The sequence below is a fragment of the Microbispora rosea genome, from assembly GCF_900156315.1.
GTDB lineage: Bacteria > Actinomycetota > Actinomycetes > Streptosporangiales > Streptosporangiaceae > Microbispora > Microbispora rosea.
Genome location: NZ_FTNI01000019.1, coordinates 66,677 through 87,608, shown reverse-complemented (window position 1 = coordinate 87,608; position 20,932 = coordinate 66,677). Strand labels below are relative to the sequence as shown.

Sequence of the window (20,932 nt, the reverse complement as noted above, 5' to 3'; positions counted from 1 at the left end):
AGTACTACCCCAGGTAGGCTGAAAGACGTGAAGGGACTGGGAGAGCTCGAACGCAGCATCATGGACATCCTCTGGGCGGAGAACACTCCGCTCACCGCCCGCGAGGTGGGACGCCTCATCGAGGATCGCGACCTCGCGCCGACGACCGTGATGACCGTGCTCGACCGGCTGGCCCGCAAGGGCTTCCTCACCCGGACCCGCGACGGCCGCGCCTGGCGCTACCAGCCCGCCGCGAGCCGTGACGCGTACGTCGCCGAGCTGATGCTCGAGGCCCTGGACATGACCGGCGACCGCGACGCGGCGCTGACCCGCTTCGCCCGCGCCGTCTCCGGCTCGGAGGCCGAGATCCTGCTGAAAGCCCTCACGGAGCTGGAGGAAGAGTGATCGCGGCGGCGGTCTTAGCGGCGCTCGCGATGATCTGCGCCGTGGCCGCGTGGCGGCTGACGTTCGCGCGCTGGACCTGGCGTGCCCCGCGCACGGCGATCCTGCTGTGGCAGTCGCTCGGGCTGACCTGGGGGCTCGCCTCAATCGGCGCCCTGCTCGCCTTCGCGCTCGACCCCTACCGCAAGGGCGTCGTGCACGGGCTCGCGGAGTTCCTGCTGAGCGTGGAGTTCGGTGCGCGCCAGCCGTACGACTACCTGCGGCTGGCCGCGCTGATCGCCGGTCTGTCGCTGCTCGCGGTGCTGGTGGCGCTGCCCCTCGCGGCCGGAGCGCAGACGCTGCGTGCCCGCCGCCGGCACCGGCTCCTGCTCGCGCTGGTCGCCAGGGACGAGCCGGCCGTGCCCGGCGTGCGAGTGGTCGACTTCCCGGGGGCGGCCGCCTACTGCCTGCCGGGGCTCAAGTCGCAGGTCGTCATCAGCGACGGAACGCTGCACCTGCTGTCGTCCGCGGAACTGGAGGCCGTGCTCGCGCACGAGGCCGCCCATGTGCGCGAGCGCCACGACCTGGTGCTGCTGCCGTTCGCCGCGCTGCGCCGCGCGCTGCCGTGGTCGAAGCTGGTCCGCGACGCGCAGGCGTCGGTGGAGCTGCTGGTCGAGATGGCCGCCGACGACCGCGCCCGGCAGCGGTGCTGCCCGCGCAGGCTGGCCACCGCCCTGCTGCGCTTCGGCACCTCGGCGGCGCTGCCCACGCCGCAGGGCGCGCTCGGCGTGTCCGCGCCGTCCAGCGTGATGGCCCGGGTCGACCGGCTCGTACGGCCCGAGGTCACGCTTCCGGCCGCCCACCGTTTCCTGATCCTGGCCGGATCGGTGGTGCTCGCCATCAGCGCCCCGCTGCTTTGGCTGCTTCCTGGTTGAGCCTTGGGTGCTAGCTGGAATTACTCACCGCGTTTGCAATTGCAAGCAGCGCGAGGCAGACTGGGGGCATGGAACTGCCCAAGGTCGCCTCGCTCGGTGAGTACATCCGCCAGCAGCGGCAGCAGGCGAAGATCTCGCTTCGTCAGCTCGCCGCGCAGGCCGGGGTGTCCAACCCTTACCTGAGCCAGGTTGAACGGGGCCTGCGCAAGCCGAGCGCGGAGATCCTGAACCAGATCGCGAAGGGTCTGCACATCTCCGCCCAGGCGCTCTACGTCCAGGCCGGTCTCATCGAGGACCGCGAGCCGCACAGCGACGTGCTGGCCGCGATCCGGGCCGACGTCACACTCAGCGGGCGGCAACGCCAGGTGCTGATCGACATCTACGAGTCGTTCCGTAAGGAGAACCGGGCCGACACCGCCCAGCCGCCGCAATCGGCTGAGCATCTCGGGGACGACCCGGTTCTCCCACGCAACGGCGTTACACCGGATTCGAGGGAAGGATAACCGATGACCATCACGACCCAGGCCAAGAAGATCACGGAGTCCAAGCCGTTCTACGCGCTCACCGGCGCCGGCGACATCGCCGTGGAGAAGGCCCGCGCCTACGCCTCCACCATGCAGGGCAAGGCGGAGACCGTCGCGCGCGAGCTGCCGGAGAAGGCGAAGGGCTACGCCGACGCCGCCGCCTCCCGGTTCAACCGGCTCTACGACGACCTGGCCAGCCGTGGCCGCAAGGTCGTCAGCCGGGTGAGCGGCGAGGCCGCGCTGGAGCTGACCGAGGTCTCGGAGACCGCCGAGCCGGCGATCGCCGCCGAGACCACCTCCAAGCGGACCGGTCGCGCCCGCTCCACCGCGGCCCGCGGCTGATCCGCGGCACACGCGAACGACAGGCGGCGGCCCGCCTTCCCTCCGGGGGAGGCGGGCCGCCGCCGTCTCGCTCCCCTGGGAACCGGCCCTTCGCGCCCGCGCCACCTGTCGGCGCCGCCCACTAGTCTGGGGGCGTCAGTGACTGTGACCGTGTGGGAGAGCCATGTTCGGGCTGTACGGCATCCTCGACATCATCTTCTGGCTGCTTTCCGTCGCGGCCTTCGTGTTGTCCGGCTGGGCGCTGGTGCACGCCCTGCGGATCCCCGCAAGCGCCTTCCCCGCGGCCGGCAAGCAGACCAAGCCGCTCTGGCTGATCATCCTCGGCCTCGCGACGCTGTTCACCTTCGCCGCCGCGATCAACTACCTGGGCATGGGCATGGGGCTGCCCAACATCTTCACGATCGCCGCCGTCATCGCGGCGGGCATCTACCTCGCCGACGTGAAGCCCGCGGTCAACGGCTACCGGGGCGGCGGCAACCAGGGGCCGTACGGGCCGTGGTGACAGGCCGGCCCGGGCGCCCGGGTCAGAGCCAGTCGCGGGCCCGGAACACCCGGTAGAGCGCCGCCGAGGCGACGACGATCAGCACGGTGGACGCCCAGAAGCCCAGCGCGTGCCCGAAGCCGGGAAACGGGATGTTCTGGCCGTAGAAGCCGGTGATCAGCGTGGGCACCGCGATGATCGCGGCCCAGCTCGTCACCCGCTTCATGATGAGGTTCATCCGGTTGCTCTGCATGGTCAGGTGCGTCTCACGGATGTTGCTGACCAGGTCGCGCAGCGACTCCGTCCACTCCGTGGCCCGCAGCACCTGGTCGTACACGTCCTGGAAGTACGGCGTCATCTCGCCGTCGCCATTCAGGCCGTTGCGGCGCAGGAGCGTGTTCACGGCCTCCCGCATGGGCATCACGATCCGGCGCAGCGTGACCAGGCCCTTGCGCAACTCGAACGTGCGCCGCTGGTCCTCGGGGCCGACCGGCCGGTCGCCGAACACCGTCCCCTCCAGGTCCTCGACCTGCTCGTCCATCGCCTCGACGGTCTCGAAGTGGCTGTCCACCACGTAGTCGAGCAGGCCGTGCAGCAGGAACGCGACGCCGTGCCGGGCCAGGGACGCCCCCTCGTCCCAGCGCCGGACCACCTCTTCGATGGAGAAGTCGTCCGACTGGCGCACGGTGACCAGCGCGTTCTTCGTGATGAAGGCGGTGGCTGGGGCGATGCGCACCTGGCCGGACTCGCCGTCGAAGGCCGCCGCGTAGACGCTCAGGAACATGTGGCTGTCGTAGACGTCGAGCTTGGGCCGCTGCCGGTGCTGCAGCGCGTCCTCCACCGCCAGGGCGTGCAGCCCCAGCTCCTCGCTGATGGCGTGGAGGTCCTCCTCGGTGGGGGCGCACATGTCGAACCACACCACGGCCGACGGGTCCTTGACCTTCTCGGAGACGTCGGCGACCGGAAAGCCCTCGGCCTCCAGGGTCCCGTTCCGATACAGCCGGGTGTGTCCCATGGACGGTTACCCTACCGATCCGGCGCCCCCGGGAAGAGGGGCGCCGGATCCCGGCGGCGCAGCCGCGTCAGCCCTTGCCGAGCTGCTGGAAGCGGACCATGTTGCCGGCCGGGTCGCGGAAGGCGCAGTCGCGGACGCCGTACGGCTGGTCGATCGGCTCCTGCAGGACGTCGGCGCCGGACTCGCGGATCTTCTCGAAGGTCGCGTCGCAGTCGGGGGTGGCGAAGACGACGGCGCGCAGCCTGCCCTTCGCGAGCAGGTCGCTCAGCGCCGCCTGGTCCTCCGGGGAGGCGGTCGGGTCGGCGTTGACCGTCTCGAGGACGATGTTGACGTCCGGCTGGGACGGCGGGCCCATGGTCAGCCAGCGGGCGCCCGCGTATCCGACGTCGTTGCGGAGCTCGAGGCCGAGCACGTCCCGGTAGAAGGCGAGCGCGGCGTCGCCGTCGTCGATCGTGATGTAGCAGTAGTGAAGGGTGAGTTCCATGCCTATGACGCTACGGCCGGGGGTGGTCCCCGGGCTTCTCGATTCCTGACCGGTCCGGCCGGCTCGCATTCGATCCTCAGTTGGAGCACCGGGACCGGTAGGGTTGCGGCTCATGGTGGATCTCGCGCGCCGGCTCGGACTGGCGGCACTGCTCGCCGTCCTCGCCGCCTCCCCCGCGCACGCCGTCACCGCGGCTTCGGCGCCTCCGGCGAAGGACGAGGTGACGATGGAGCTCCGCGAGAACGGCGTGCTCCATGTGAAGGAGACGGTCACCCCCGCCGGCGGGACGGTGCGGCGCACGCCGCTCACCCGGACCCGCTTCGACGACGGCCACGACCGCGTCTACCGCATCTCCAACGTCAAGGGCGGCTCGTACGACGGGCAGACCCTGACGTTCAAGGGCACGGTGGAGTATGACGTGACCGGCGCCGTGACGCCCACGGCCTCGGGCGAGGAGCTGCGATGGTTCGCGGTGTCCGGTCCCGTGCAGGACGCGGTCGTCACCGTGACCGGCCCGGGCCGGGTGCAGAACCTGTCCTGCTTCGCCGGCGAGCTGAGCGCGGCCATCGCCTGCACCAGCGCCTCGGTCGAGGAGACCGGCACCACCTCCACCTTCGAGCAGCAGGGTCTCGGAGAAGGGCAGACGCTCACGGTCGTCGTCGGCTACCCGAAGGGCGCCACGGGGGCCCGGCCGATCCTGGAGCGCAGGTTCGAGCTGTCCACCGCGTTCACGCTGAACGCGGTGACCGGCGGCTCGCTGGCCGCGCTGCTGGTGCTGCTGCTGGGCGGCGTGGGGCTGCTGTACTGGACGCGGGGCCGCGACGCCCGCGTGGTCGGCAGCGAGTCCGGCCCGGTCAGCGGCCACCGCGACGGGCGCTTCAGCCCGCCCGACGACGTGCGCCCCGGGCAGATCGGCACGCTGTTCGACGAACAGGCCGACGTGGTCGACGTGACCGCGACCATCGTGGACCTCGCCGTGCGCAACTTCCTGCGCATCGACGAGCAGACACGCCAGACCTACGACACCCCCGACTGGTGCCTGGTCAAGCTGCCCGGCGCCCCGCTCGGCCAGCTGCTGCCGTACGAGCGGGCCCTCTACGACGCGATCTTCGACGGCCGTGACAGGGTGCTGCTGTCGGAGCTGCACGGGTCGTTCGCCGCCCGCCTTACCACGGTGCGCGACGCGCTGTATCAGGACGTCGTGGCGCAGGGCTGGTTCGCCCGGCGGCCCGACTCCACCCGGTCGCGCTGGACGACCCTCGGCCTGGCCGTGGTCGCGCTCGGGGTGATCGCCACCGTCGTGCTCGCCTGGCTCACGACGTACGGCCTGCTGGGACTCGCCCTGATCATCGCCGGAGCCGCTCTGGCCTTCGGCGCCCAGTACATGCCGGCCAAGACGGCCAGGGGCGCCGCGGCCCTGGCGCACACGCTCGGGTTCCGGGAGTACCTGACCGGGGCGAGCATCGACGACGTCCCCGCCGGCCAGCGCGTGGAGCTCTTCTCCCGCTACCTGCCCTATGCGGTGATCTTCGACAGCGTGGACCGGTGGGCGCGGGTGGTCAGCGCGTTCAACGGCAACGGGCGGCAGACCGACCACCTGTACTGGTATCAGGGCCCGGCCGAGTGGGACCTGTCCAGGTTCGCCGACTCGATGCGGACGTTCGTCATGACCACCTCCGGGGCGATCTCGACCTCGCGCCAGTTCCGCTCGCTGTAACCCTCTCTCAGCCGGAGCCGTCAGCCGGAGCCGGCGGCGCGGTGACGCCGGTAGTGCCGGGCGACCCGGGCCCGGTTGCCGCACCGCGCCGCCGAACACCAGCGCCGGCGCGGATGGGCGGGCAGGAACAGCATCGCGCAGTCGTCGGCCGCGCACTTCCGCACGGTCGTGACGGCCGGGTCGGTCAGCAACTCGGCGACCGCCTCGGCGAGCACGGCCGCCAGCCGGGCGCCCGGCGAGCCCTCCCTGCGCGGCGCGGCCGTCACGGCCACGCCGTCCCAGACCAGCTCGCGGACGGCGGGCGCCGCACGCTGCGCCCTGTTGAGGCCGCGCAGCGCGTCCTCCGGCGGCCGCAGGCCCCGTCTCGCCTGGTCGATCGCGGCCGCCGCGTGCGCACGCACCTCGTGCACCGCGCTCACCGCCGCGGCGAGGTCGTCGCCGGGCAACCGCGCCTGCCCGCCCTCCGGCAGCACGCCGCCGAGCCGGTCGGCCTGCAGGCCCAGCCAGGCGCGCAGCCCGTCGACGGTGGCGATCAGGTCGACCGGGCCGTCCGGCGTGCGCGGCCGGGTGTTGACCAGGTCGAGGGCGAGCGGCTCCCCGGTGAGGGGGACCAGATCACTCATGCGGCTAATGCTAACCCAGGCGATTGACACATTAGATGGGCGATGGCTAGAACTAATGCATCATTGTCGCGAGGAGGCATTAGCATGACGCTGCTCACGGTTCCGCGCACGCTCCACCGGCACGTCGATGTCGGGGATCGTGCGGGTCTTCTACCGCGAGTCGGTGCCGGACGAGGGCGGCGACGACGCCCCCGTGATGCTGCTGCTGCACGGATTCCCGTCCGCGTCACACCAGTTCCGCCGGCTCATCGACGTGCTCGGGTCCCGCTATCGGCTGATCGCGCCCGACTACCCCGGTTTCGGGCACACTGAGGCGCCCGCGGGCTTCACCTACAGCTTCGACGCCCTCGCCGGCGTGATGGAGGGCTTCGCCGAACGGCTCGGGCTGACCCGGTTCGTCATGTACGTCTTCGACTTCGGCGCTCCGGTGGGATTCCGGCTGGCGACCCGGCACCCCGAGTGGATCGCCGGTCTCGTCGTGCAGAACGGCAACGCGTACGAGGAGGGCCTGTCGGACGGCGCCCGGGCCTTCATCGCGCTGCGCCCCGACGTCGAGGGCGACGAGGACAGGGTGCGGGCGCTGCTGACGCTGGAGATGACCCGCGGCCAGTACGAGGGCGGCACGACCGACCCACGGCTGGTGGCCCCGGACGGCTGGACCCTCGACCAGCACTTCCTCGACCTGCCGGGGCGCAAGGAGGCCCAGGTGGCACTGGCCTTCGACTACCACACCAACGTGGCGCGCTACCCGCTGTGGCAGGCCTGGCTCCGCGAGCACCGGCCGCCGGCGCTGATCACGTGGGGTCGCGACGACATGTTCTTCCCCGAGCCCGGAGCCCGCGCCTACCTGCGCGACCTGCCCGACGCCGAGCTGCACGTCATCGACACCGGTCACTTCGCGCTGGAGGACCGGCTCCCCGAGATCGCCCCCCTGGTCGCGGCGTTCCTCGACCGCGTGTGGAGGTGACCCGCGACCGATCAGGCGGGACGGACGCGGACCTCGCCGACCGGAACCCCGCCGCCGAACAGCGGGGCGGTGGCCAGCCCGGCCAGCTCGGGAGCGTCGATCCCGGCGGCGCGCAGCGCGGCGACGGTGACCGGCACGCGGGCCCGGCCGCCGCCGTCCACGATCTTCACGGCCCCGGCCCGGCCTTCGGCGTCCGCGAAGGCGTCGAACGCCTCCGCGCCCGACTTCACCAGCAGCCCGGGAACGGCCCTCATCAGCAGGTTCTCGGCCCGGGTCGTGCCGCTCGTCCACTCGGGGTGCGTGCGCATGGCGTCGGCGACGCGCCGCTCCGGCGTGCCGGCCGGGGCGAGCGTGAGGGTGCGGAAGGCGCGCGCCACCCCCGCCATCGAGACGAAGAACAGCGGCGCGCCGCAGCCGTCCACACCGGTCGCCGCGACCCGCTCGCCGGTGAGCTCCTCCACCGTGGCGCGGATGGCCCGCTGCAGCGGGTGGCCGGGATGGCGGTAGTCGTCGACCGGCCAGCCGTTGACCACGCAGGTGGTGAGCATCGCCGCGTGCTTGCCCGAGCAGTTCATCAGGATCCGGCGGGCGTCGCCGTGCTCCCGCAGGACCTGGCGGCGCGCCTCCTCGTCGAGGGGCAGGTCCTCCGGGCACCGCAGGAAGGTCTCGTCCAGCCCCGCGCCCGCGAGGATCTTCCGTACGCCGTCGATGTGGAAGGGCTCGCCGCTGTGGCTCGCGGCGGCGAGCGCGAGCAGTTCGTCCTCCAGCGGCAGGCCCGCCCGCACCATCGCGAGCGCCTGCAGGGGCTTCACGGCCGAACGCGGCGACGCCAGGCTGGAGGTGTCCCCGCACACCAGGACCGGTGCGCCGTCCGCCCCGATCACGTGCACGCGTGCGCGATGCACCGACTCGACGAACCCCGACCGGACGACCTCGACGACCATTTCCGACATAGCGGGCAGTCTATGGAGCCCCCGGACGTGGCAGAATTCGGGGCCATGCGTGCGGTCGTACAGCGGGTCAGCTCCGCGTCCGTTGTGGTGGATGGTCAGATCGTCGGCGCCGTCGACGAGCCCGGTCTGCTCGTGCTCGTGGGCGTCACCCACACCGACGGGCGCGCCGAGGCGGCCAGGCTCGCCGCCAAGCTGTGGGGACTGCGCATCCTGCAGGGCGAGAAGTCGTGCTCCGACATCGGCGCGCCGCTGCTGGTGATCAGCCAGTTCACGCTGTACGGCGACGCGCGCAGGGGCCGCAGGCCCACCTGGCAGGCCGCCGCGCCCGGCCCGGTGGCCGAGCCCCTCGTGGACGCCGTGGTGGCCGAGCTCCGGACGCTCGGCGCACGGGTCGAGACGGGCGTCTTCGGCGCCGACATGAAGGTCACCCTCACCAACGACGGCCCGATCACCCTCGTCCTGGACGTCTGACCGCACGTACGCCTGGCATCATGATCGGATGCGGGAGGCGTGGGACACGTGGGGACACGTCGTCGTCGCGACCGTCTGCGCCGTTCCGGTGGCCGCCCTCGCCATCCTGCTCCTCTCCCGCCGCCGCGCCCGCCGAGGGCGTCCCGCTCCCCTCCGCGCGTCCGTCGCGGACGTCGTCATGGTGGCCGGGACCGCGCCCTGGATCTGGATGATCCTCACCCCGGGCACGGAGGAGGGCGTGCACGTCGTCCCCCTGGTGGACCTGGCCGGGCAGATCGCGCGCTTGTCACCGGGGGCGGCGGTCGTGCAGATCGGCGGCAACCTCCTGGTCTTCGCCGCGCTCGGCGCGATGCTCCCGGTCCGCTCCGCGCGCTTCGCCTCGCTCGCTGCGGTGGCCGCCGTCGCGGCCACCGCGTCGCTCGGCGTCGAAGTCCTCCAATACGGCCTGCGGCTCGGGCGGGTGAGCTCCGTGGACGACGTGATCCTCAACGCGGCGGGCGCCGTGCTCGCCGCGCTCTGCACCCGGCGGTGGTGGGCCCGCCGTTAGGGAGCTATCGGATGCGCCGGCGGAGGGCGGGGTCGATCTTCACATTCCGCCCGGCGTCCGGCGGCACCACGACCTCCTGGCTCGCGGCGACGCCGCCGGCCAGCAGGTCGATGTCCACCGGCACCGTGCGCTTCACGACCGCGAGGGCGATCGGGCCCAGCTCGTAGTGGCGAGCCGACGACCCCACGAAGCCGATCTGGCCCGGCTCGGCGGAGCCCTCGACGGCGGCCTCCGGCTCGGCCTCCACCGGCGTGCCGACGCCGAGGGTCACCGGGGCGCCGTGCGGAGGCAGCTCGTCCACGCTGCCGTCCAGATGCAGGAAGACCAGGCGGCGGGGCGGGTGGCCGAGGTTGTGGACCCGGGCGACCGTCTCCTGTCCCCGATAGCAGCCCTTGCTCAGATGGACGGCCGCCTCGATCCACCCGACCTCGTGGGGGATCGTCTTGTGGTCGGTCTCGAACCCGAGCCGGGGCACGTACGCGGCGATGCGCAGCGCCTCGTAGGCCCACAGACCGGCGGGCCGCAGGTCCAGCTCGTCCGGGAGGCCGCCCAGCCGCTCGCGCGGCACGAGCACGTCGCCGCCCATCGCGACGGCGCCCTCCACCGTCACGCCGGTCGCAGCGGGGCTCCCGTCCGGCGCGGGCGGGGCGAGCGAGACCACCGCGTAGCCCGACGTGACGTCGGCGACCTCGACCCGCAGCATGAACCGCATCTTCTCCAGGAAGGCGACCAGCTCGGCCGAGGTGCCGGGTTCCACGTGGGCCCACACGGCCTCGCCGTCGTCCACGAGCGTGAGGTGGTGCTCCACGCGGCCCTGCGGGTCGAGCAGCAGCGTCTGGGTGGGCGTTCCCGGCTGGAGCGTGTCGAGCTTCTGGGAGCTGAGGTCGTTGAGCCAGCTCAGCCGGTCGGGCCCGGTGATCCGCACGACCTCGCGGTTGCTCCGGTCGACCAGCGCACGCCCGCCGGCCAGCGCGCGCTGCTCGGCGTAGGGGTCGCCGTAGTGGGCCGCGACCGTCTCGTCCGGCGCCTGCGCGGCCACCGCACCGGTTGTGTCAAGCAAAGGGCTCCGCATGCGTCCAAGGCTATTCGGTCCCCGGCCGCCGTCGTGGCGGCGGCCGGCTCGCCTGTGGACGACCGTCAGAACGGCACCCGCCGGACGGCGACCAGCGCCACGTCGTCCTCACGGGCGCCGAAGGTGGCGATCAGCCGGTCGCAGAAGTCCTCCAGGTCGTCGCCCACGTCCTCGGCCTGCTGGCGGGCGATCTCCAGACTCTCGTCGAGCAGTTTGTCGCGGTCCTCGATCAACCCGTCGGTGAACAGCAGAATGGTGGCGTCCTCGGGCAGCCGCACCCGGTCCACCCGATAGCGCTCGTGGGCCACGCCGAGCAGCAGGTTGCCGAACCGGTGATAGGCAGCCCCCTTGCCGGCCAGCAGCGGCGGGATGTGCCCGGCGTTGACGATCTCGCTCTCCCCCGTCGCGGGATCGATCAGCATCAGGCAGACGGTCGCCGTCATGCCGGGGTGGTAGCGCCGCAGGACGGCGTTGAGCAGGCTCATCGACCCGGCGGGATCGACGTCGTCGATCACCGACGCCCGCAGCGCGTTGCGCAGCTCCGCCATCACGGTGGCGGCGTGCAGCGAGTGGCCCTGCACGTCGCCGAGCGCGACCAGGACCCGATCGCCGAGAGGCAGGACCTCGTAGAAGTCGCCGCCCACCTCCACGTTGTCCACCGCCGGCTGGTAGCGCACGCTGATCCGCAGGCCGGGGATCCGGGGGATCTCGGCGGGCAGCAGGCTGCGCTGCAACGTGAGCGAGATCATGTGCTCCTCCGCGTAGGCGCGGGCCGCGTCGACCGCCAGCGCCAGCGCCTGGCCGAGCTGCCGCAGCAGGCTCAGCTCCTCGCCGTCGAGCGGCGAGCCCGTCTCCACCCCGAGGAACACCGGCGACCGGCCCGTCTTCGTACGGCACAGCACGCCCGCCACGCGCGCGACGATGTCGCTGTCGGGGACGACGCGGGCCCAGGTCGCGCTGTCGATCTCGAACGTCTGCACGCCGGGGGACTCCCCGATGGAGATCGCGCTCAGCCGCTCCAAAGTGTCGGGATGGACCAGCCGCGCCGCGGCGCGCTCCCCCTGCCGGGCGGAGAACCTGCGCACTCGTCCGTCCGCGGGGATCGCCAGAACCCGCGAGTAGCGCTCCAGCAAACGGGAGCAGCCCTCGGCCGCCACCGACAGGAGCCGTTCGAAGTCCTCCGCCTGGTTCATCTCCAGCGTGATCTCGGCCAGCTCGCTCAGCCTGGCCGCCATCCGCTCGGCACGCTGCCGCGCCCGGTAGTAGCGCAGGGTCGCCCGCACGGTCGCGGCGAACTCGTCGGGCTGGATCGGCTCCGAGAGGTACGCGTCGGCTCCGCGTTCCAGCCCCTCGGCGCGGTCGGCCGGGGTGATGGCGTTTCCGGACACCTGGATCACCGGGATCGAGGCGGTCTCCGGATCCGCCTTGATCTTCTCGCACACCTCGATGCCGTCCACGTCGGGCATCCGTACGTCGAGGATGACGAGGTCGGGCTTGAGCGTGCGGACGACGGCCAGCGCCTCCTCGCCGCCGCCGGCCTCGACGACCCGGTGCCCGCCGCGGCGCAGCCAGCTCGCCAGGATGTAGCGCTTGGTGGGGATGTCGTCGACGACCAGCACCGTCGCCGGGGTGTCAGTCATGGGTCCCATGCCCGTCCCCCTCCGCGTTCCCGGCCTTGTCGCGTACGGCCTCCCGGATCGCCTCCAGCAGCTGGTCCCTGCGCAGCCCGTGCTTCGACAGCACCGGGTGCGACGGTCCCGGCTGCTCGGACACCACCGATACGACGACCGCGGGGATGCCGCACAGCGCGTCGTCCTCGGCCATCCTGTGCAGCAGCGCCGTGCCGTCGAGGCGCGGCATGAGCAGGTCGATCAGGACCACCTCCGGGGGCCGTTCACGCATCAGGTCAAGGGCCTCGACGCCGTCGGCCGCCTCGTCCACCCCGGCGGCGAACCCGAAGAGCATCCGCCGGGCCACCGCGCGGAAGCCCGCGTCGTCGTCGGCCACGAGCACCCGGCCCACCTCCGGGCCGGCCATCCGGTGCGGCACCCGCAGCGTGGCCGTGGTGCCCTCGCCCGGCCTGCTCGCCAGTTCCAGCGTGCCGCCGAGCGCCTCCGCCAGCCTCCGCGCGTACGGCAGGCCGAGGCCGGTGCCCTTGGCCTTGAGCTGCAGCGCCCCGGGCACCTGGAAGAACTCCTCGAAGACGCGCTCCAGGTGTTCGGGGGGAATGCCGACCCCGGTGTCGGTGACGGTGAAGACGACCTCCGCCATCGCGGAGTCCACGACGGCCGCCAGCCGCACCTCCCCGGACTCGGTGAACTTCAGCGCGTTCGACAGCAGGTTGCGCAGGATGGTGGTCAGCATCGCCTCGTCGACGAGCATCTCGCCGATCTCGTCCGACACGTCGACCGACAGCGTGACCCCGTCGGCCCGCCCGGTGGGCTGAAGGGTCATGTGCAACTCCTCGGCCAGGGCGACCACGTCCACCATCGACGGATGGGGGTCCAGCCGCCCGGACTCGGCCTTGGCCAGGTCGAGCAGCTCGCCCACCAGCGTCAGCAGGGTCTCGGCGGAGGCGCCGATGAGCGTGATCTGGTGCTCCTGCTCCTCGCTGAGCGGCTCCGCGCCCGCGCCGAGCAGCAGCCGGACCAGCCCGATGATCGAGGTCAGCGGCAGCCGCAGCTCGTGGCTCACGCTGGCCCAGAACCGCTGCCTGGCCTCGGCCGCCTGCCGGAGCTGGGACGACTTCTCGTCCAGCTCGGCGTAGAGCGCCACGACGCCGCGGTTGGTCTCCTCAAGCTCGGTCGACAGCTGGTTGTAGAGCGCCAGGACGCCCTGGTTGGTCTCGGCCAGCTCCGCGTTGAGCCGGAGCACCTCCTCCAGGGTGCCGGCCAGCTCCCTGTTCTGCTCACGCAGCACGTCCAGGGCCACCGTGGGAGGCGCGCGACGGGCCAGCTCCTCGCGGATGCCGTCGAGCGACCCGTGGCTGCGGTGCTCGGGCACCCGCTTCACCAGCGTGACGCGTCCGTCCTCGGCCGACAGCGCGATCTCGTCGACCATGCGCCCGGCCAGCTTCACGCCCTCACTCTGCCGCACGTCGGCGCCGCCGGGATAGTCCACGGTGATGACCAGCCGGTCCTCACGCAGGTCGAAGACGACGACGCTCCCGGCGCCCAGCGCGAGCGCCTCACGGCCGATCTCGCTGAGCGCCGTCGCCACCCGGATCTGATCCTGGGATTCCAGCCCGACGAGTTCGGCGATCCGGCGGCCCAGTTGCCGTACGGCGAAGACGTCCTGATCCCTGTGGATCTCCGCGCGGGTGAGCACCTCGCCCGTCACCGCCCCTGTTTGACGGTGACGACGCAGGCGTCGTCCCTGCGGCTGCCCGCGTCGCGCAGCAGGGTCGCGCCCACCACGGCCGGGGAATGGGCGAACAGCCCGGGGAAAGAGGCGGGGTCCCAGCGGTCGGTGAGACCGTCGGAGTGGAGCACCACCGTGGCGTGCGGCGGCAGCGCGTATTCGTACTGCCGGGGACGCCTGCCCTTGTGCCCGGCGATGCCGGGCAGCGAGATCATCCCCTGACGGCCCTCGGCGTGGGCGATCCAGCCCGAGATGTTGCCCAGTCCGGCGAACATGACGCTCTCACGACCGACCCGCACCACCGCGACCGCCCCGCCCCGGGTGTGGCCCAGCCCCCGGTGCAGGCGTTCGAGGGCGGCGACCGGAAGGGCGTGCGGGTCCTCCATGAAGATCCGTACGGCCTCGCGGGAGGCGTGCGCGGCGAGGCCGCCGTGGCCGAGCCCGTCGCAGACCAGCACGCTGATCGCGTCGCCATCGTCGGCGAAGGCGAAGGCGTCGCCGCACACGCTCTCCTCGCCGATGGGGCGGCGCAGCCCGCTCACCCGCAGCGGCGGGTCGGGCAGCCCGTCCGGGGTGAAGTGCAGGACCAGCACCGTGCCCCTGCCGGGCACCGAGTAGACGTCCCAGCCGGTGGCCATGCGGGCGATCGCGCCGAGGCCGATGCCGAGAGTGCCCGAGGTGGAGTAGCCGTCCCGCAGGGCGCGGCCGAGGTCGGCGATTCCGGGGCCCTTGTCGACGGCCACGAGTTCGACCGCGCCCGGCCGCTCCAGGTGGGGGCGTACGAGCACGACCCCGTCCACCGCGTGCTTGACCAGGTTCGAGACCGCCTCGGTCACCGCCACCGCGACCTGACCGGTGTGGTTCTGGTCGAACCCGGAGGCCGTGGCCAGCGCGACCGCCGTCCTGCGCACCCCGCCGATCACACTCGGGTCGGCGGTGGACACCCAGACGTCCTCGTACCGGTGGGTCATCGCCGTGTCACCGGGCCCACTTGGTCACCGTCACGCGGGTGCCCTCGCCGGGAGCGGAGACGAGGTCGAACTCGTCCACGAGCCGCCGCGAGCCGCTCAGCCCGAGTCCCAGCCCCCCGGCGGTGCTCCAGCCCTCGGTCAGCGCCTGCTCGATGTCCGGGATGCCCGGCCCCTCGTCGGTGAAGACGAGCCGCAGGCCCGGCCGCCGCCCGCCCTCCAGCACCTCGATCAGCACCCGGCCTCCGCCTGCGTGCACGAGGGCGTTCCTGGCCAGTTCACTGGCTGCGGTCACGATCTTCGTCTGGTCGACCAGGGAGAGCCCTATCTCCGCCGCGAGGCTTCTGGTCTGCTGGCGCACGACGACGACGTCACCGTTGGTGGCGATGGGCAGCTCCCGGGGCGCGCTCACCCCGCGGCGCCCCTGACGTGCTCCAGCATCGCGACGCCCTTCTCCAGGTTGAGAGCCGTGCGAACGCCCCCGAGCGACAGGCCCAGCTCGACCAGGGTGATCGCCACCGCGGGACGCATGCCGACCACGACGGTCTCCGCGTCGAGCATGCGGGTGATCGCGGCGATCGTGGAGAACATGCGGCCGATGAACGAGTCGACGATCTCGACGGCCGTGATGTCGATGATGACGCCGCGCGCGCCCGAGGAGACCACCATGTCTGCCAGGTCCTCCTGCAGGGCCAGCACGCTCTGGTCGTCCAGGTCGATCTGGATCGAGACGATCAGGATGTCGCCGAGCTTGAGAATCGGCACACGTTCCATCAGGCGCGCTCCGCCCTGACCGCGATCCGCGTCTTCGCCGCGCCCGCGATCTCCACGCCGCTCCGCCTCAGCGCGTACGACAGCGCGTCGGCCAGCGAGGCCTTGGTGACGATGTCGCCGAATTCGATGCCCAGCGTGACGATCGTGTGCGCGATCTGCGGGCGAATGCCGGAGATCACGCATTCCGCGCCCATCAGACGGGCGGCGACGACGGTCTTGAGCAGGTGCTGGGCGACCTGCGTGTCGACGGCCGGCACGCCGGTGATGTCGATGACGGCGTGCTCCGAGCCCGTGTCGACCAGGGTCTGGAGCAGCTTCTCCATGACGACCTGGGTGCGGGCCGAGTCGAGCGTGCCGACGAGCGGCACGGCGACGATGCCCTCCCACAGCTTGACCACGGGGGTCGACAGCTCCAGCAGCTGCTCCGTCTGGTCGAGAATGATCTTCTCTCGGGCGGCGCTGTAGGTCTCGAAGGTGAACAGGCCCAGGTCGTCGACGAGCCGGGAGAACCACACGAACCCGCGTAGCGCCTCCGGGCCGCCGTCCGCCTCGGCCACCTCGTACAACGCCTCTTTGAGCGAGAAGACGAGCCGCGCGGTGTCGGAGGGCGTGTGCCCCTGCCGGGCCCGGGCGCGGGAGAGCTCGGCGAGTAGCCCTCGTACGTCGGCGAAGTCTCCGTCCTCGCTGCCGAGAGCGGTACGCAACGCCTGATAAAGGTCCCGTAGTTCGTCGGGAGACGCTCCGGACACCTGAGTCCACCGCTGGAGCAACCGCTCCTCGCTGGACAGAAAGAGATCAACTATGCGCCGCCTGGCGGCCTCCGCGGGAACGGTCACCTTCATCTCCTGACGGTCGGCGTAATGCGCCACTCGTCACGCTACCGGCACCCGGGCATAGCCCCCAAAACGGACCACAATAAGTCAAAGGCGGCATTTACGGCAAGCCCCGAAAACTGTGAGATGGCGGACGTCGGTCGCGAAGCCCAGTTCGTCGTCGAGGGCCGAGACGAGGCCGTCCACCATCGCGGGGGCCACCTCGGTGACCTCGCCGCAACCCCGGCAGACGAGGTGGACGTGGTCGGCCTCCGAGGCGAGGTGATAGGTGGGAGCACCGTGGCCGAGATGGGTGTGGGTGACCAGCCCGAGCTCCTCCAGGAGCTCCAGGGTCCGGTAGACGGTCGAGATGTTGACGCCCCTGGCCGTCTGCTGCACCCGGCAGCAGATGTCCTCGGGGGTGGCGTGTCCCAGCTCGGTGACCGCCTCCAGCACGAGCTGCCGCTGGGGGGTGATCCGGTAGCCGCGGGCCCGCAGCTCCTCGTGCCAAGTCTCGGCCATGCCCAGAGTGTAAGTCGTGCCCCGCCCGGGGGGAGTCCTCCCGGCTGCCGCGGGAAGGGCGCGGACTTCATCGCATTAATCGTTTGCCCCCGCGCGGGGCCCTCGCATAGCGTGAAGGCACGCAGAAGGGAGGTGGTCCAGACAATGGTTGATCATTCTTGGGCTAGCGAGGTGGCTGTCCGCTAGGACTCGTCCATCTGGACCTTCCGTCTGGATGTCGGACGACATCCTGGCGAATCCTCGACAGACACCGGAACCCCGGGCAGCCGGCGGCCGCGGACGACTTCCGTCCCGGCCATGGTCCAGCCGGCCCGCCTCGTTATGAGGCGGAGCGCGCCCGGGGTTCTTTCTTTCTCCGCTCGGATATTCGCCGGCGTTTTGTTCGTCAGTTCTGTTCGCCGGAGTCGCCGACCCGCTTGAGCTCCGCCGAGGCGTGCGACTGCAGCGGGTGCCCCATCGCCGCCATGTCGTAGGCGTACATGAGGTTGCCGTTGACCAGGCCGTAGAGCCGGTGGCCCGCGTTGTACTCCTTGGCCGTCGTGGTCCGCGCGACCACGTCCGTGTGCAGCTCGATCTTGTGGAAGACGACCTCCCCCACGTAGATCTCCACAATGCCGGTCGGATGCGCGAGGCACACCTCGATCTGGCGCTCGGGCTGCATCCGCCAGAACCCCGTCTCGGTGGACAGAGGCCGGACCTTGCTGCCCTCGGCGTCGAGCAGCCACGTGCGGCTCTCGTAGGTCAGGAACGGTTTCCCGTTGTGCCCGAAGACGATCTCCTGGCCGAAGTTGGCGCTCTCCATGGTGGGATAGCCGATCACCCCGGCCCCCTCCCAGCGGCCCAGGAGGAAGGCGATCGGCTCGAGGTCGGGATGTACGTCCATGGAGACGAGCTTAGAGGCGCGCGAGTGGGCCCTCGCACCATGCGCGGCATGCCCCGATTGCCCAACTTGTACGGTATGCGGCGGCACGGCGGCGACCCCGGCGGACTAGGCTCGCAGCATGGCACGATCACTGGTGATCAAGGTGACGGCGGGGGCGGACGCCCCGGAGCGCTGCAACCAGGCGTTCACGGTCGCGGCGGCCGCGCTGGCGAGCGGCGTCCCGGTCTCGCTGTGGCTGACCGGCGAGTCCTCGTGGTTCGCGCTGCCGGGCCGGGCCAAGGAGTTCACCCTGGCCGAGGCCGCCCCGCTGGAAGACCTGCTCGACGCCGTGCTCGCCGCGGGCCGGGTCACGCTGTGCACCCAGTGCGCCGCCCGCAGGGGCATCACCGTGGACGACGTGATCGACGGTGTGCGCATCGCCGGGGCCTCCACGTTCGTCGAGGAGGCCCTGGGCGAGGGCGTGCAGGCGCTGATCTACTGACCGGCCCGGATGCGCCGGGGGTCAGCTCGGCAGCACCGCGCGCAGGCGTTCGTCGCGCAGCGCCTGATACCAGCTGTCCTCGATCGGCGGCAGCGGTCCGGTCACCCAGCTCAGCAGCAGGTCGGCCAGCGCGGGGTTGCGGGCGAGCGCCGGCCCGTGCAGGTAGGTGCCGATGACACGGCCCGCGTAGCAGCCCTCCGTGCCGTCGCCGTTGCCGATGCCGGTGAGGGTCCGCGACAGCGGGCGCACGCCGGGGCCGAGCCTGGTCACGCCCATGTGGTTCTCGAAGCCCGTCAGCGTGGGCAGGCCCAGCGCGGGGTCCACCTCGGCGGCCAGCTCGCCGACGGCGCGCCGCTCGCCCCGTCCCGAGCTGATGTCCAGCAGGCCGATGCCGGGCACCGGCTGCCCTTCCTCGCCGCCGAACACCGTGCCCATGATCTGATAGCCGGCGCAGACCGCCAGGAGGGCGGCGCCGCGCTGGATCGCGGCGTGCAGGCCGCCGTCCCGGCGCAGCCGCTCGGCCCCGAGGATCTGCGGCCGGTCCTCGCCGCCGCCGATCAGGTAGATGTCGCCCTGCTGCGGCACGGGGTCGGACGACCGTACGTGGACGGTCCTGGTCTGGATGCCCCGGGCCCTGGCCCGCTGCTCCAGCACCAGGACGTTGCCCTGGTCCCCGTACGTGCTGAGAAGGTCGGGATAGATCCAGACGATGGACAATTCAGACTGCACGGCCGAACTCCGCTCGGATCTGCTGGAACGCGGTGTAGTTGGCGATCACGTCGATCTTGCCGGGCGCGAGAAGGCCCACCGCCTGCTCGAACGAGTCGCAGAGCTGGAAGGGGACCCCGGCCACGGCCAGCCGCAGCGCGAGGTCGAGGCGGCGCTCGCCGGTGACGAGGACGGGCCTGCCGCGCAGGATGCGGTAGTCGACGTCCCACAGCCAGGAGGTGTCGCGGCCGTCGGGCCCCTGCGCGTTGACCGACAGGATGATCGGCAGCGCCGGGTCGGCGACGTCGAACGCCTCCAGCCAGCCGGCCGGGTTCTTCGCCAGCAGCAGCCGCAGCGACCGGCCGTCCCGCTCCACGGTCGTGTAGCGCCCGGCGACGGAGGTGACCATCCGCAGCCTGGGCAGCGCCCTGGCCGGATCGAGGCCGAGGGTCTCGGCGACCGCCAGCGCCACGGCGGCGTTGGCCCGGTTGGCCTGGCCGGGAAGCTGGATGTCCAGGCGCCAGTGCTGCCCCCGGGGATCGGTCACGTACTCCCCGTCGAGCACCCAGCTCGGCTCGGGCCGGCGGAAGGTGCACTCACGGCACGCCCAGTTGGTGTCGGCCATCTGTGCCGCGGTGAGGCCCTGACCGCCGTTGCCGAAGCCGGAGCGGTCGAGCGGGCCGCCGCACTCGGGGCAGCACCAGGAGTCCTCGCGCCAGCGCTGCCCGGCCGCCACCCACGTGACCCGGGCGGCGGTGGACGCGCCCCAGGTGACCAGCGGGTCGTCGCAGTTGGCGATCACGTGCACGGGTCTGCCGGCCAGGGCGCGGCGCCACTTCTGGGCGAGCAGCCAGATCTCGGCCGCCCGGTCCATCTGGTCGCGGCTCAGGTTCATGAGGCAGACGAGGCCGGCGTTGGTGGTGTCGAGGACCTCGGGGAGATACTTCTCGTCGACCTCCAGCACGCCGTACGGCGCGTCCTTGTTGGAGGCGAGCGCCGACACGTGCCCGGCGGGCATGTTGGCGCCGAAGGCGTTCGTCGCCACGTCGCCGAGTTCCTGCAGCGCAGAGGTGATCAGACGTGTCGTCGTGGTTTTGCCGTTCGTGGCGCTGACCAGGACGAGCTTGCGGTCGGCCGCGAGCTTGCGCAGCAGGTCGGGCTCCAGCATGAGGCCGACCCTGCCGCCGATCACCGAGCCGTCGCCACGCCCGGTGGCCCTGGACAGCGTCGCGGCCGTGCGGCCCAGGGCGCTGGCGAGCTGCGCCCGCAACGGAAGCTGACTCATGCCGAGATCCTAACCGCGCCCGGAGCCTGCGCCGACGTAGCGGTGCCCGCCGTGCCCCCGCGCCGGTCGTCTCTCCGCCGGCCTCCGCCCGCCCTACGCCGTTCCGGGAGAACCGGGCCGCCGGGCTCGGTAGAGGTCGCGGAGCAGCGCGACCTCGGCCCCGTGGTGGATGACTTCCCGGTTCACATGCAAGATCACGTCGGCGAAGGGGAAGCGGCCGTCGAGCGTCCCCGGCGGACCGTCGCTGCGCCGCGTGAGCATGCCGTCGTCCGCCGCGGCGAGGCCGGCGGTCCAGCCGGCGTACGCGCCGTCCAGCCAGGCCAGCCCCTCGGTCGCGGTCGGCCCCGGCCACCGGATCCGATCCATCGTCAGCGTGCCGTCGCCGAAGTGGAAGTCGGCCCGCTGCGCGAGCGTCTGGCCGATGTGCGCCAGCCGCCAGGCGATGGTGGTCAGCGGCGCCGGGTCGGGCGCCGGGAACGCCCAGTCCAGCGCGAAGGCGCCGTCCGGCCGCGCCCGGATCGACCAGCATCCCTCCACCGGCTCCCACAGGTATTCGGCGTCGGTGAGGCCGGACAGGCGTGGCCGCAGCTGGTGCTCCCAGTGCCAGGTGAGTTGGGACGCGAGTCGCCGCAGACGAGGGGCGGGCAT

26 protein-coding genes are annotated in these 20,932 nt (G+C 71.9%); 10 read left to right on the top strand and 16 right to left on the bottom strand.

What is annotated here, in order from left to right; all coding sequences use genetic code 11:
* Positions 1-27: 27 nt before the first annotated feature.
* The 5 genes from BXA11_RS44830 to BXA11_RS25020 all read left to right on the top strand — a co-directional run bounded on the left by BXA11_RS44830 (position 28) and on the right by BXA11_RS25020 (position 2,663).
* Positions 28-384, top strand: coding sequence for a BlaI/MecI/CopY family transcriptional regulator (locus tag BXA11_RS44830; RefSeq protein WP_076438399.1), 357 nt, complete (start codon positions 28-30; stop codon positions 382-384).
* Positions 381-1,295 (top strand): M56 family metallopeptidase, encoded by a 915-nt coding sequence (locus tag BXA11_RS25035; RefSeq protein WP_030510378.1) that lies wholly within the window; start codon positions 381-383, stop codon positions 1,293-1,295. Before BXA11_RS44830 ends, BXA11_RS25035 begins: the two co-directional genes overlap by 4 nt.
* 68 nt (positions 1,296-1,363) lie before the next feature.
* Positions 1,364-1,798: a helix-turn-helix domain-containing protein gene (locus tag BXA11_RS25030; RefSeq protein WP_076438396.1), complete on the top strand. Its 435-nt coding sequence runs from the start codon at positions 1,364-1,366 to the stop codon at positions 1,796-1,798.
* Positions 1,799-1,801: 3 nt separating this feature from the next.
* A complete protein-coding gene (locus BXA11_RS25025; RefSeq protein WP_076438393.1) occupies positions 1,802-2,161 on the top strand; it encodes a hypothetical protein in 360 nt (119 codons plus the stop codon).
* A 163-nt stretch (positions 2,162-2,324) separates the two neighbouring features.
* On the top strand, positions 2,325-2,663 hold the full coding sequence (locus tag BXA11_RS25020) for a DUF2516 family protein (RefSeq protein WP_030510381.1): 339 nt from the start codon (positions 2,325-2,327) through the stop codon (positions 2,661-2,663).
* A gap of 22 nt (positions 2,664-2,685) precedes the next feature.
* On the opposite strand, the gene BXA11_RS25015 is transcribed toward BXA11_RS25020, so the two are convergent.
* The gene (locus tag BXA11_RS25015; protein WP_143734504.1) at positions 2,686-3,657 is read right to left on the bottom strand and encodes a magnesium transporter CorA family protein; all 972 of its coding nucleotides are present in this window, start codon (positions 3,655-3,657) and stop codon (positions 2,686-2,688) included.
* A 67-nt stretch (positions 3,658-3,724) separates the two neighbouring features.
* Complete coding sequence (locus tag BXA11_RS25010) at positions 3,725-4,141, bottom strand: VOC family protein (RefSeq protein ID WP_076438391.1); 417 nt, start codon at positions 4,139-4,141, stop codon at positions 3,725-3,727.
* Positions 4,142-4,253: 112 nt separating this feature from the next.
* Between BXA11_RS25010 and BXA11_RS25005 the strand changes: the two genes are divergently transcribed.
* Positions 4,254-5,858 (top strand): DUF2207 domain-containing protein, encoded by a 1,605-nt coding sequence (locus BXA11_RS25005; RefSeq protein WP_030510384.1) that lies wholly within the window; start codon positions 4,254-4,256, stop codon positions 5,856-5,858.
* A 20-nt stretch (positions 5,859-5,878) separates the two neighbouring features.
* Here the strand turns inward: BXA11_RS25005 and BXA11_RS25000 are convergent, their stop codons facing one another.
* Complete coding sequence (locus BXA11_RS25000) at positions 5,879-6,481, bottom strand: CGNR zinc finger domain-containing protein (protein WP_076438388.1); 603 nt, start codon at positions 6,479-6,481, stop codon at positions 5,879-5,881.
* Between the two features lie 127 nt (positions 6,482-6,608).
* On the opposite strand from BXA11_RS25000, the gene BXA11_RS24995 reads away from it, so the two are divergent.
* Positions 6,609-7,448 (top strand): alpha/beta fold hydrolase, encoded by an 840-nt coding sequence (locus BXA11_RS24995; RefSeq protein ID WP_239105161.1) that lies wholly within the window; start codon positions 6,609-6,611, stop codon positions 7,446-7,448.
* An 11-nt stretch (positions 7,449-7,459) separates the two neighbouring features.
* On the opposite strand, the gene BXA11_RS24990 is transcribed toward BXA11_RS24995, so the two are convergent.
* The gene (locus BXA11_RS24990; protein WP_076438386.1) at positions 7,460-8,401 is read right to left on the bottom strand and encodes an asparaginase; all 942 of its coding nucleotides are present in this window, start codon (positions 8,399-8,401) and stop codon (positions 7,460-7,462) included.
* A gap of 45 nt (positions 8,402-8,446) precedes the next feature.
* Between BXA11_RS24990 and dtd the strand changes: the two genes are divergently transcribed.
* Together dtd and BXA11_RS24980 are read left to right on the top strand one after the other, a co-directional pair.
* Positions 8,447-8,872 carry a D-aminoacyl-tRNA deacylase gene (gene dtd, locus BXA11_RS24985; protein ID WP_076438384.1) on the top strand — a complete coding sequence of 142 codons (426 nt, stop codon included), beginning with the start codon at positions 8,447-8,449 and terminating at the stop codon, positions 8,870-8,872.
* A 28-nt stretch (positions 8,873-8,900) separates the two neighbouring features.
* Positions 8,901-9,419 (top strand): VanZ family protein, encoded by a 519-nt coding sequence (locus tag BXA11_RS24980; RefSeq protein ID WP_076438382.1) that lies wholly within the window; start codon positions 8,901-8,903, stop codon positions 9,417-9,419.
* Positions 9,420-9,423: 4 nt separating this feature from the next.
* Here BXA11_RS24980 and ygfZ read toward each other — a convergent pair whose 3' ends face one another.
* The 9 genes from ygfZ to BXA11_RS24935 all read right to left on the bottom strand — a co-directional run bounded on the left by ygfZ (position 9,424) and on the right by BXA11_RS24935 (position 17,810).
* Positions 9,424-10,491: a CAF17-like 4Fe-4S cluster assembly/insertion protein YgfZ gene (ygfZ, locus tag BXA11_RS24975; RefSeq protein ID WP_076438380.1), complete on the bottom strand. Its 1,068-nt coding sequence runs from the start codon at positions 10,489-10,491 to the stop codon at positions 9,424-9,426.
* A gap of 65 nt (positions 10,492-10,556) precedes the next feature.
* Positions 10,557-12,140, bottom strand: a complete 1,584-nt coding sequence (locus tag BXA11_RS24970) for a fused response regulator/phosphatase (protein ID WP_204053888.1) — start codon at positions 12,138-12,140, stop codon at positions 10,557-10,559.
* A complete protein-coding gene (locus tag BXA11_RS24965; RefSeq protein WP_076438375.1) occupies positions 12,124-13,830 on the bottom strand; it encodes an ATP-binding response regulator in 1,707 nt (568 codons plus the stop codon). Before BXA11_RS24965 ends, BXA11_RS24970 begins: the two co-directional genes overlap by 17 nt.
* Positions 13,827-14,822, bottom strand: a complete 996-nt coding sequence (locus tag BXA11_RS24960; protein WP_076438372.1) for an ATP-binding protein — start codon at positions 14,820-14,822, stop codon at positions 13,827-13,829. Before BXA11_RS24960 ends, BXA11_RS24965 begins: the two co-directional genes overlap by 4 nt.
* A gap of 7 nt (positions 14,823-14,829) precedes the next feature.
* On the bottom strand, positions 14,830-15,231 hold the full coding sequence (locus BXA11_RS24955; RefSeq protein WP_030510394.1) for an anti-sigma regulatory factor: 402 nt from the start codon (positions 15,229-15,231) through the stop codon (positions 14,830-14,832).
* Positions 15,228-15,593, bottom strand: a complete 366-nt coding sequence (locus tag BXA11_RS24950; protein WP_030510395.1) for an STAS domain-containing protein — start codon at positions 15,591-15,593, stop codon at positions 15,228-15,230. Before BXA11_RS24950 ends, BXA11_RS24955 begins: the two co-directional genes overlap by 4 nt.
* Complete coding sequence (locus BXA11_RS24945; protein WP_051762194.1) at positions 15,593-16,429, bottom strand: STAS domain-containing protein; 837 nt, start codon at positions 16,427-16,429, stop codon at positions 15,593-15,595. Before BXA11_RS24945 ends, BXA11_RS24950 begins: the two co-directional genes overlap by 1 nt.
* An 84-nt stretch (positions 16,430-16,513) precedes the next feature.
* Positions 16,514-16,927 (bottom strand): Fur family transcriptional regulator, encoded by a 414-nt coding sequence (locus BXA11_RS24940; protein WP_076438370.1) that lies wholly within the window; start codon positions 16,925-16,927, stop codon positions 16,514-16,516.
* A 385-nt stretch (positions 16,928-17,312) separates the two neighbouring features.
* Positions 17,313-17,810, bottom strand: coding sequence for a heme-binding beta-barrel domain-containing protein (locus tag BXA11_RS24935; RefSeq protein WP_030510398.1), 498 nt, complete (start codon positions 17,808-17,810; stop codon positions 17,313-17,315).
* A 118-nt stretch (positions 17,811-17,928) separates the two neighbouring features.
* Here BXA11_RS24935 and BXA11_RS24930 point away from each other — a divergent pair, with 118 nt between their 5' ends.
* Positions 17,929-18,291, top strand: a complete 363-nt coding sequence (locus BXA11_RS24930; protein WP_076438367.1) for a DsrE family protein — start codon at positions 17,929-17,931, stop codon at positions 18,289-18,291.
* Between the two features lie 21 nt (positions 18,292-18,312).
* On the opposite strand, the gene BXA11_RS24925 is transcribed toward BXA11_RS24930, so the two are convergent.
* The 3 genes from BXA11_RS24925 to BXA11_RS24915 form a co-directional block, all read right to left on the bottom strand.
* Positions 18,313-19,020 carry a type 1 glutamine amidotransferase gene (locus tag BXA11_RS24925; protein WP_030510400.1) on the bottom strand — a complete coding sequence of 236 codons (708 nt, stop codon included), beginning with the start codon at positions 19,018-19,020 and terminating at the stop codon, positions 18,313-18,315.
* The gene (locus tag BXA11_RS24920) at positions 19,010-20,284 is read right to left on the bottom strand and encodes a MurT ligase domain-containing protein (protein WP_030510401.1); all 1,275 of its coding nucleotides are present in this window, start codon (positions 20,282-20,284) and stop codon (positions 19,010-19,012) included. Before BXA11_RS24920 ends, BXA11_RS24925 begins: the two co-directional genes overlap by 11 nt.
* Before the next feature lie 93 nt (positions 20,285-20,377).
* Positions 20,378-20,932: a DinB family protein gene (locus BXA11_RS24915; RefSeq protein ID WP_076438364.1), complete on the bottom strand. Its 555-nt coding sequence runs from the start codon at positions 20,930-20,932 to the stop codon at positions 20,378-20,380.

Bases quoted from the DNA above. Each gene is read 5' to 3' on its own strand.
- BXA11_RS25030 (WP_076438396.1), top strand. From the start codon at position 1,364: ATGGAACTGCCCAAGGTCGCCTCGCTCGGTGAGTACATCCGCCAGCAG.
- BXA11_RS25025 (WP_076438393.1), top strand. From the start codon at position 1,802: ATGACCATCACGACCCAGGCCAAGAAGATCACGGAGTCCAAGCCGTTC.
- BXA11_RS25020 (WP_030510381.1), top strand. From the start codon at position 2,325: ATGTTCGGGCTGTACGGCATCCTCGACATCATCTTCTGGCTGCTTTCC.
- BXA11_RS25015 (WP_143734504.1), bottom strand. From the start codon at position 3,657: ATGGGACACACCCGGCTGTATCGGAACGGGACCCTGGAGGCCGAGGGC.
- BXA11_RS25010 (WP_076438391.1), bottom strand. From the start codon at position 4,141: ATGGAACTCACCCTTCACTACTGCTACATCACGATCGACGACGGCGAC.
- BXA11_RS25005 (WP_030510384.1), top strand. From the start codon at position 4,254: ATGGTGGATCTCGCGCGCCGGCTCGGACTGGCGGCACTGCTCGCCGTC.
- BXA11_RS25000 (WP_076438388.1), bottom strand. From the start codon at position 6,481: ATGAGTGATCTGGTCCCCCTCACCGGGGAGCCGCTCGCCCTCGACCTG.
- BXA11_RS24995 (WP_239105161.1), top strand. From the start codon at position 6,609: ATGTCGGGGATCGTGCGGGTCTTCTACCGCGAGTCGGTGCCGGACGAG.
- BXA11_RS24990 (WP_076438386.1), bottom strand. From the start codon at position 8,401: ATGTCGGAAATGGTCGTCGAGGTCGTCCGGTCGGGGTTCGTCGAGTCG.
- dtd (WP_076438384.1), top strand. From the start codon at position 8,447: ATGCGTGCGGTCGTACAGCGGGTCAGCTCCGCGTCCGTTGTGGTGGAT.
- BXA11_RS24980 (WP_076438382.1), top strand. From the start codon at position 8,901: ATGCGGGAGGCGTGGGACACGTGGGGACACGTCGTCGTCGCGACCGTC.
- ygfZ (WP_076438380.1), bottom strand. From the start codon at position 10,491: ATGCGGAGCCCTTTGCTTGACACAACCGGTGCGGTGGCCGCGCAGGCG.
- BXA11_RS24970 (WP_204053888.1), bottom strand. From the start codon at position 12,140: ATGGGACCCATGACTGACACCCCGGCGACGGTGCTGGTCGTCGACGAC.
- BXA11_RS24960 (WP_076438372.1), bottom strand. From the start codon at position 14,822: ATGACCCACCGGTACGAGGACGTCTGGGTGTCCACCGCCGACCCGAGT.
- BXA11_RS24950 (WP_030510395.1), bottom strand. From the start codon at position 15,593: ATGGAACGTGTGCCGATTCTCAAGCTCGGCGACATCCTGATCGTCTCG.
- BXA11_RS24940 (WP_076438370.1), bottom strand. From the start codon at position 16,927: ATGGCCGAGACTTGGCACGAGGAGCTGCGGGCCCGCGGCTACCGGATC.
- BXA11_RS24935 (WP_030510398.1), bottom strand. From the start codon at position 17,810: ATGGACGTACATCCCGACCTCGAGCCGATCGCCTTCCTCCTGGGCCGC.
- BXA11_RS24930 (WP_076438367.1), top strand. From the start codon at position 17,929: ATGGCACGATCACTGGTGATCAAGGTGACGGCGGGGGCGGACGCCCCG.
- BXA11_RS24920 (WP_030510401.1), bottom strand. From the start codon at position 20,284: ATGAGTCAGCTTCCGTTGCGGGCGCAGCTCGCCAGCGCCCTGGGCCGC.
- BXA11_RS24915 (WP_076438364.1), bottom strand. From the start codon at position 20,932: ATGCCCGCCCCTCGTCTGCGGCGACTCGCGTCCCAACTCACCTGGCAC.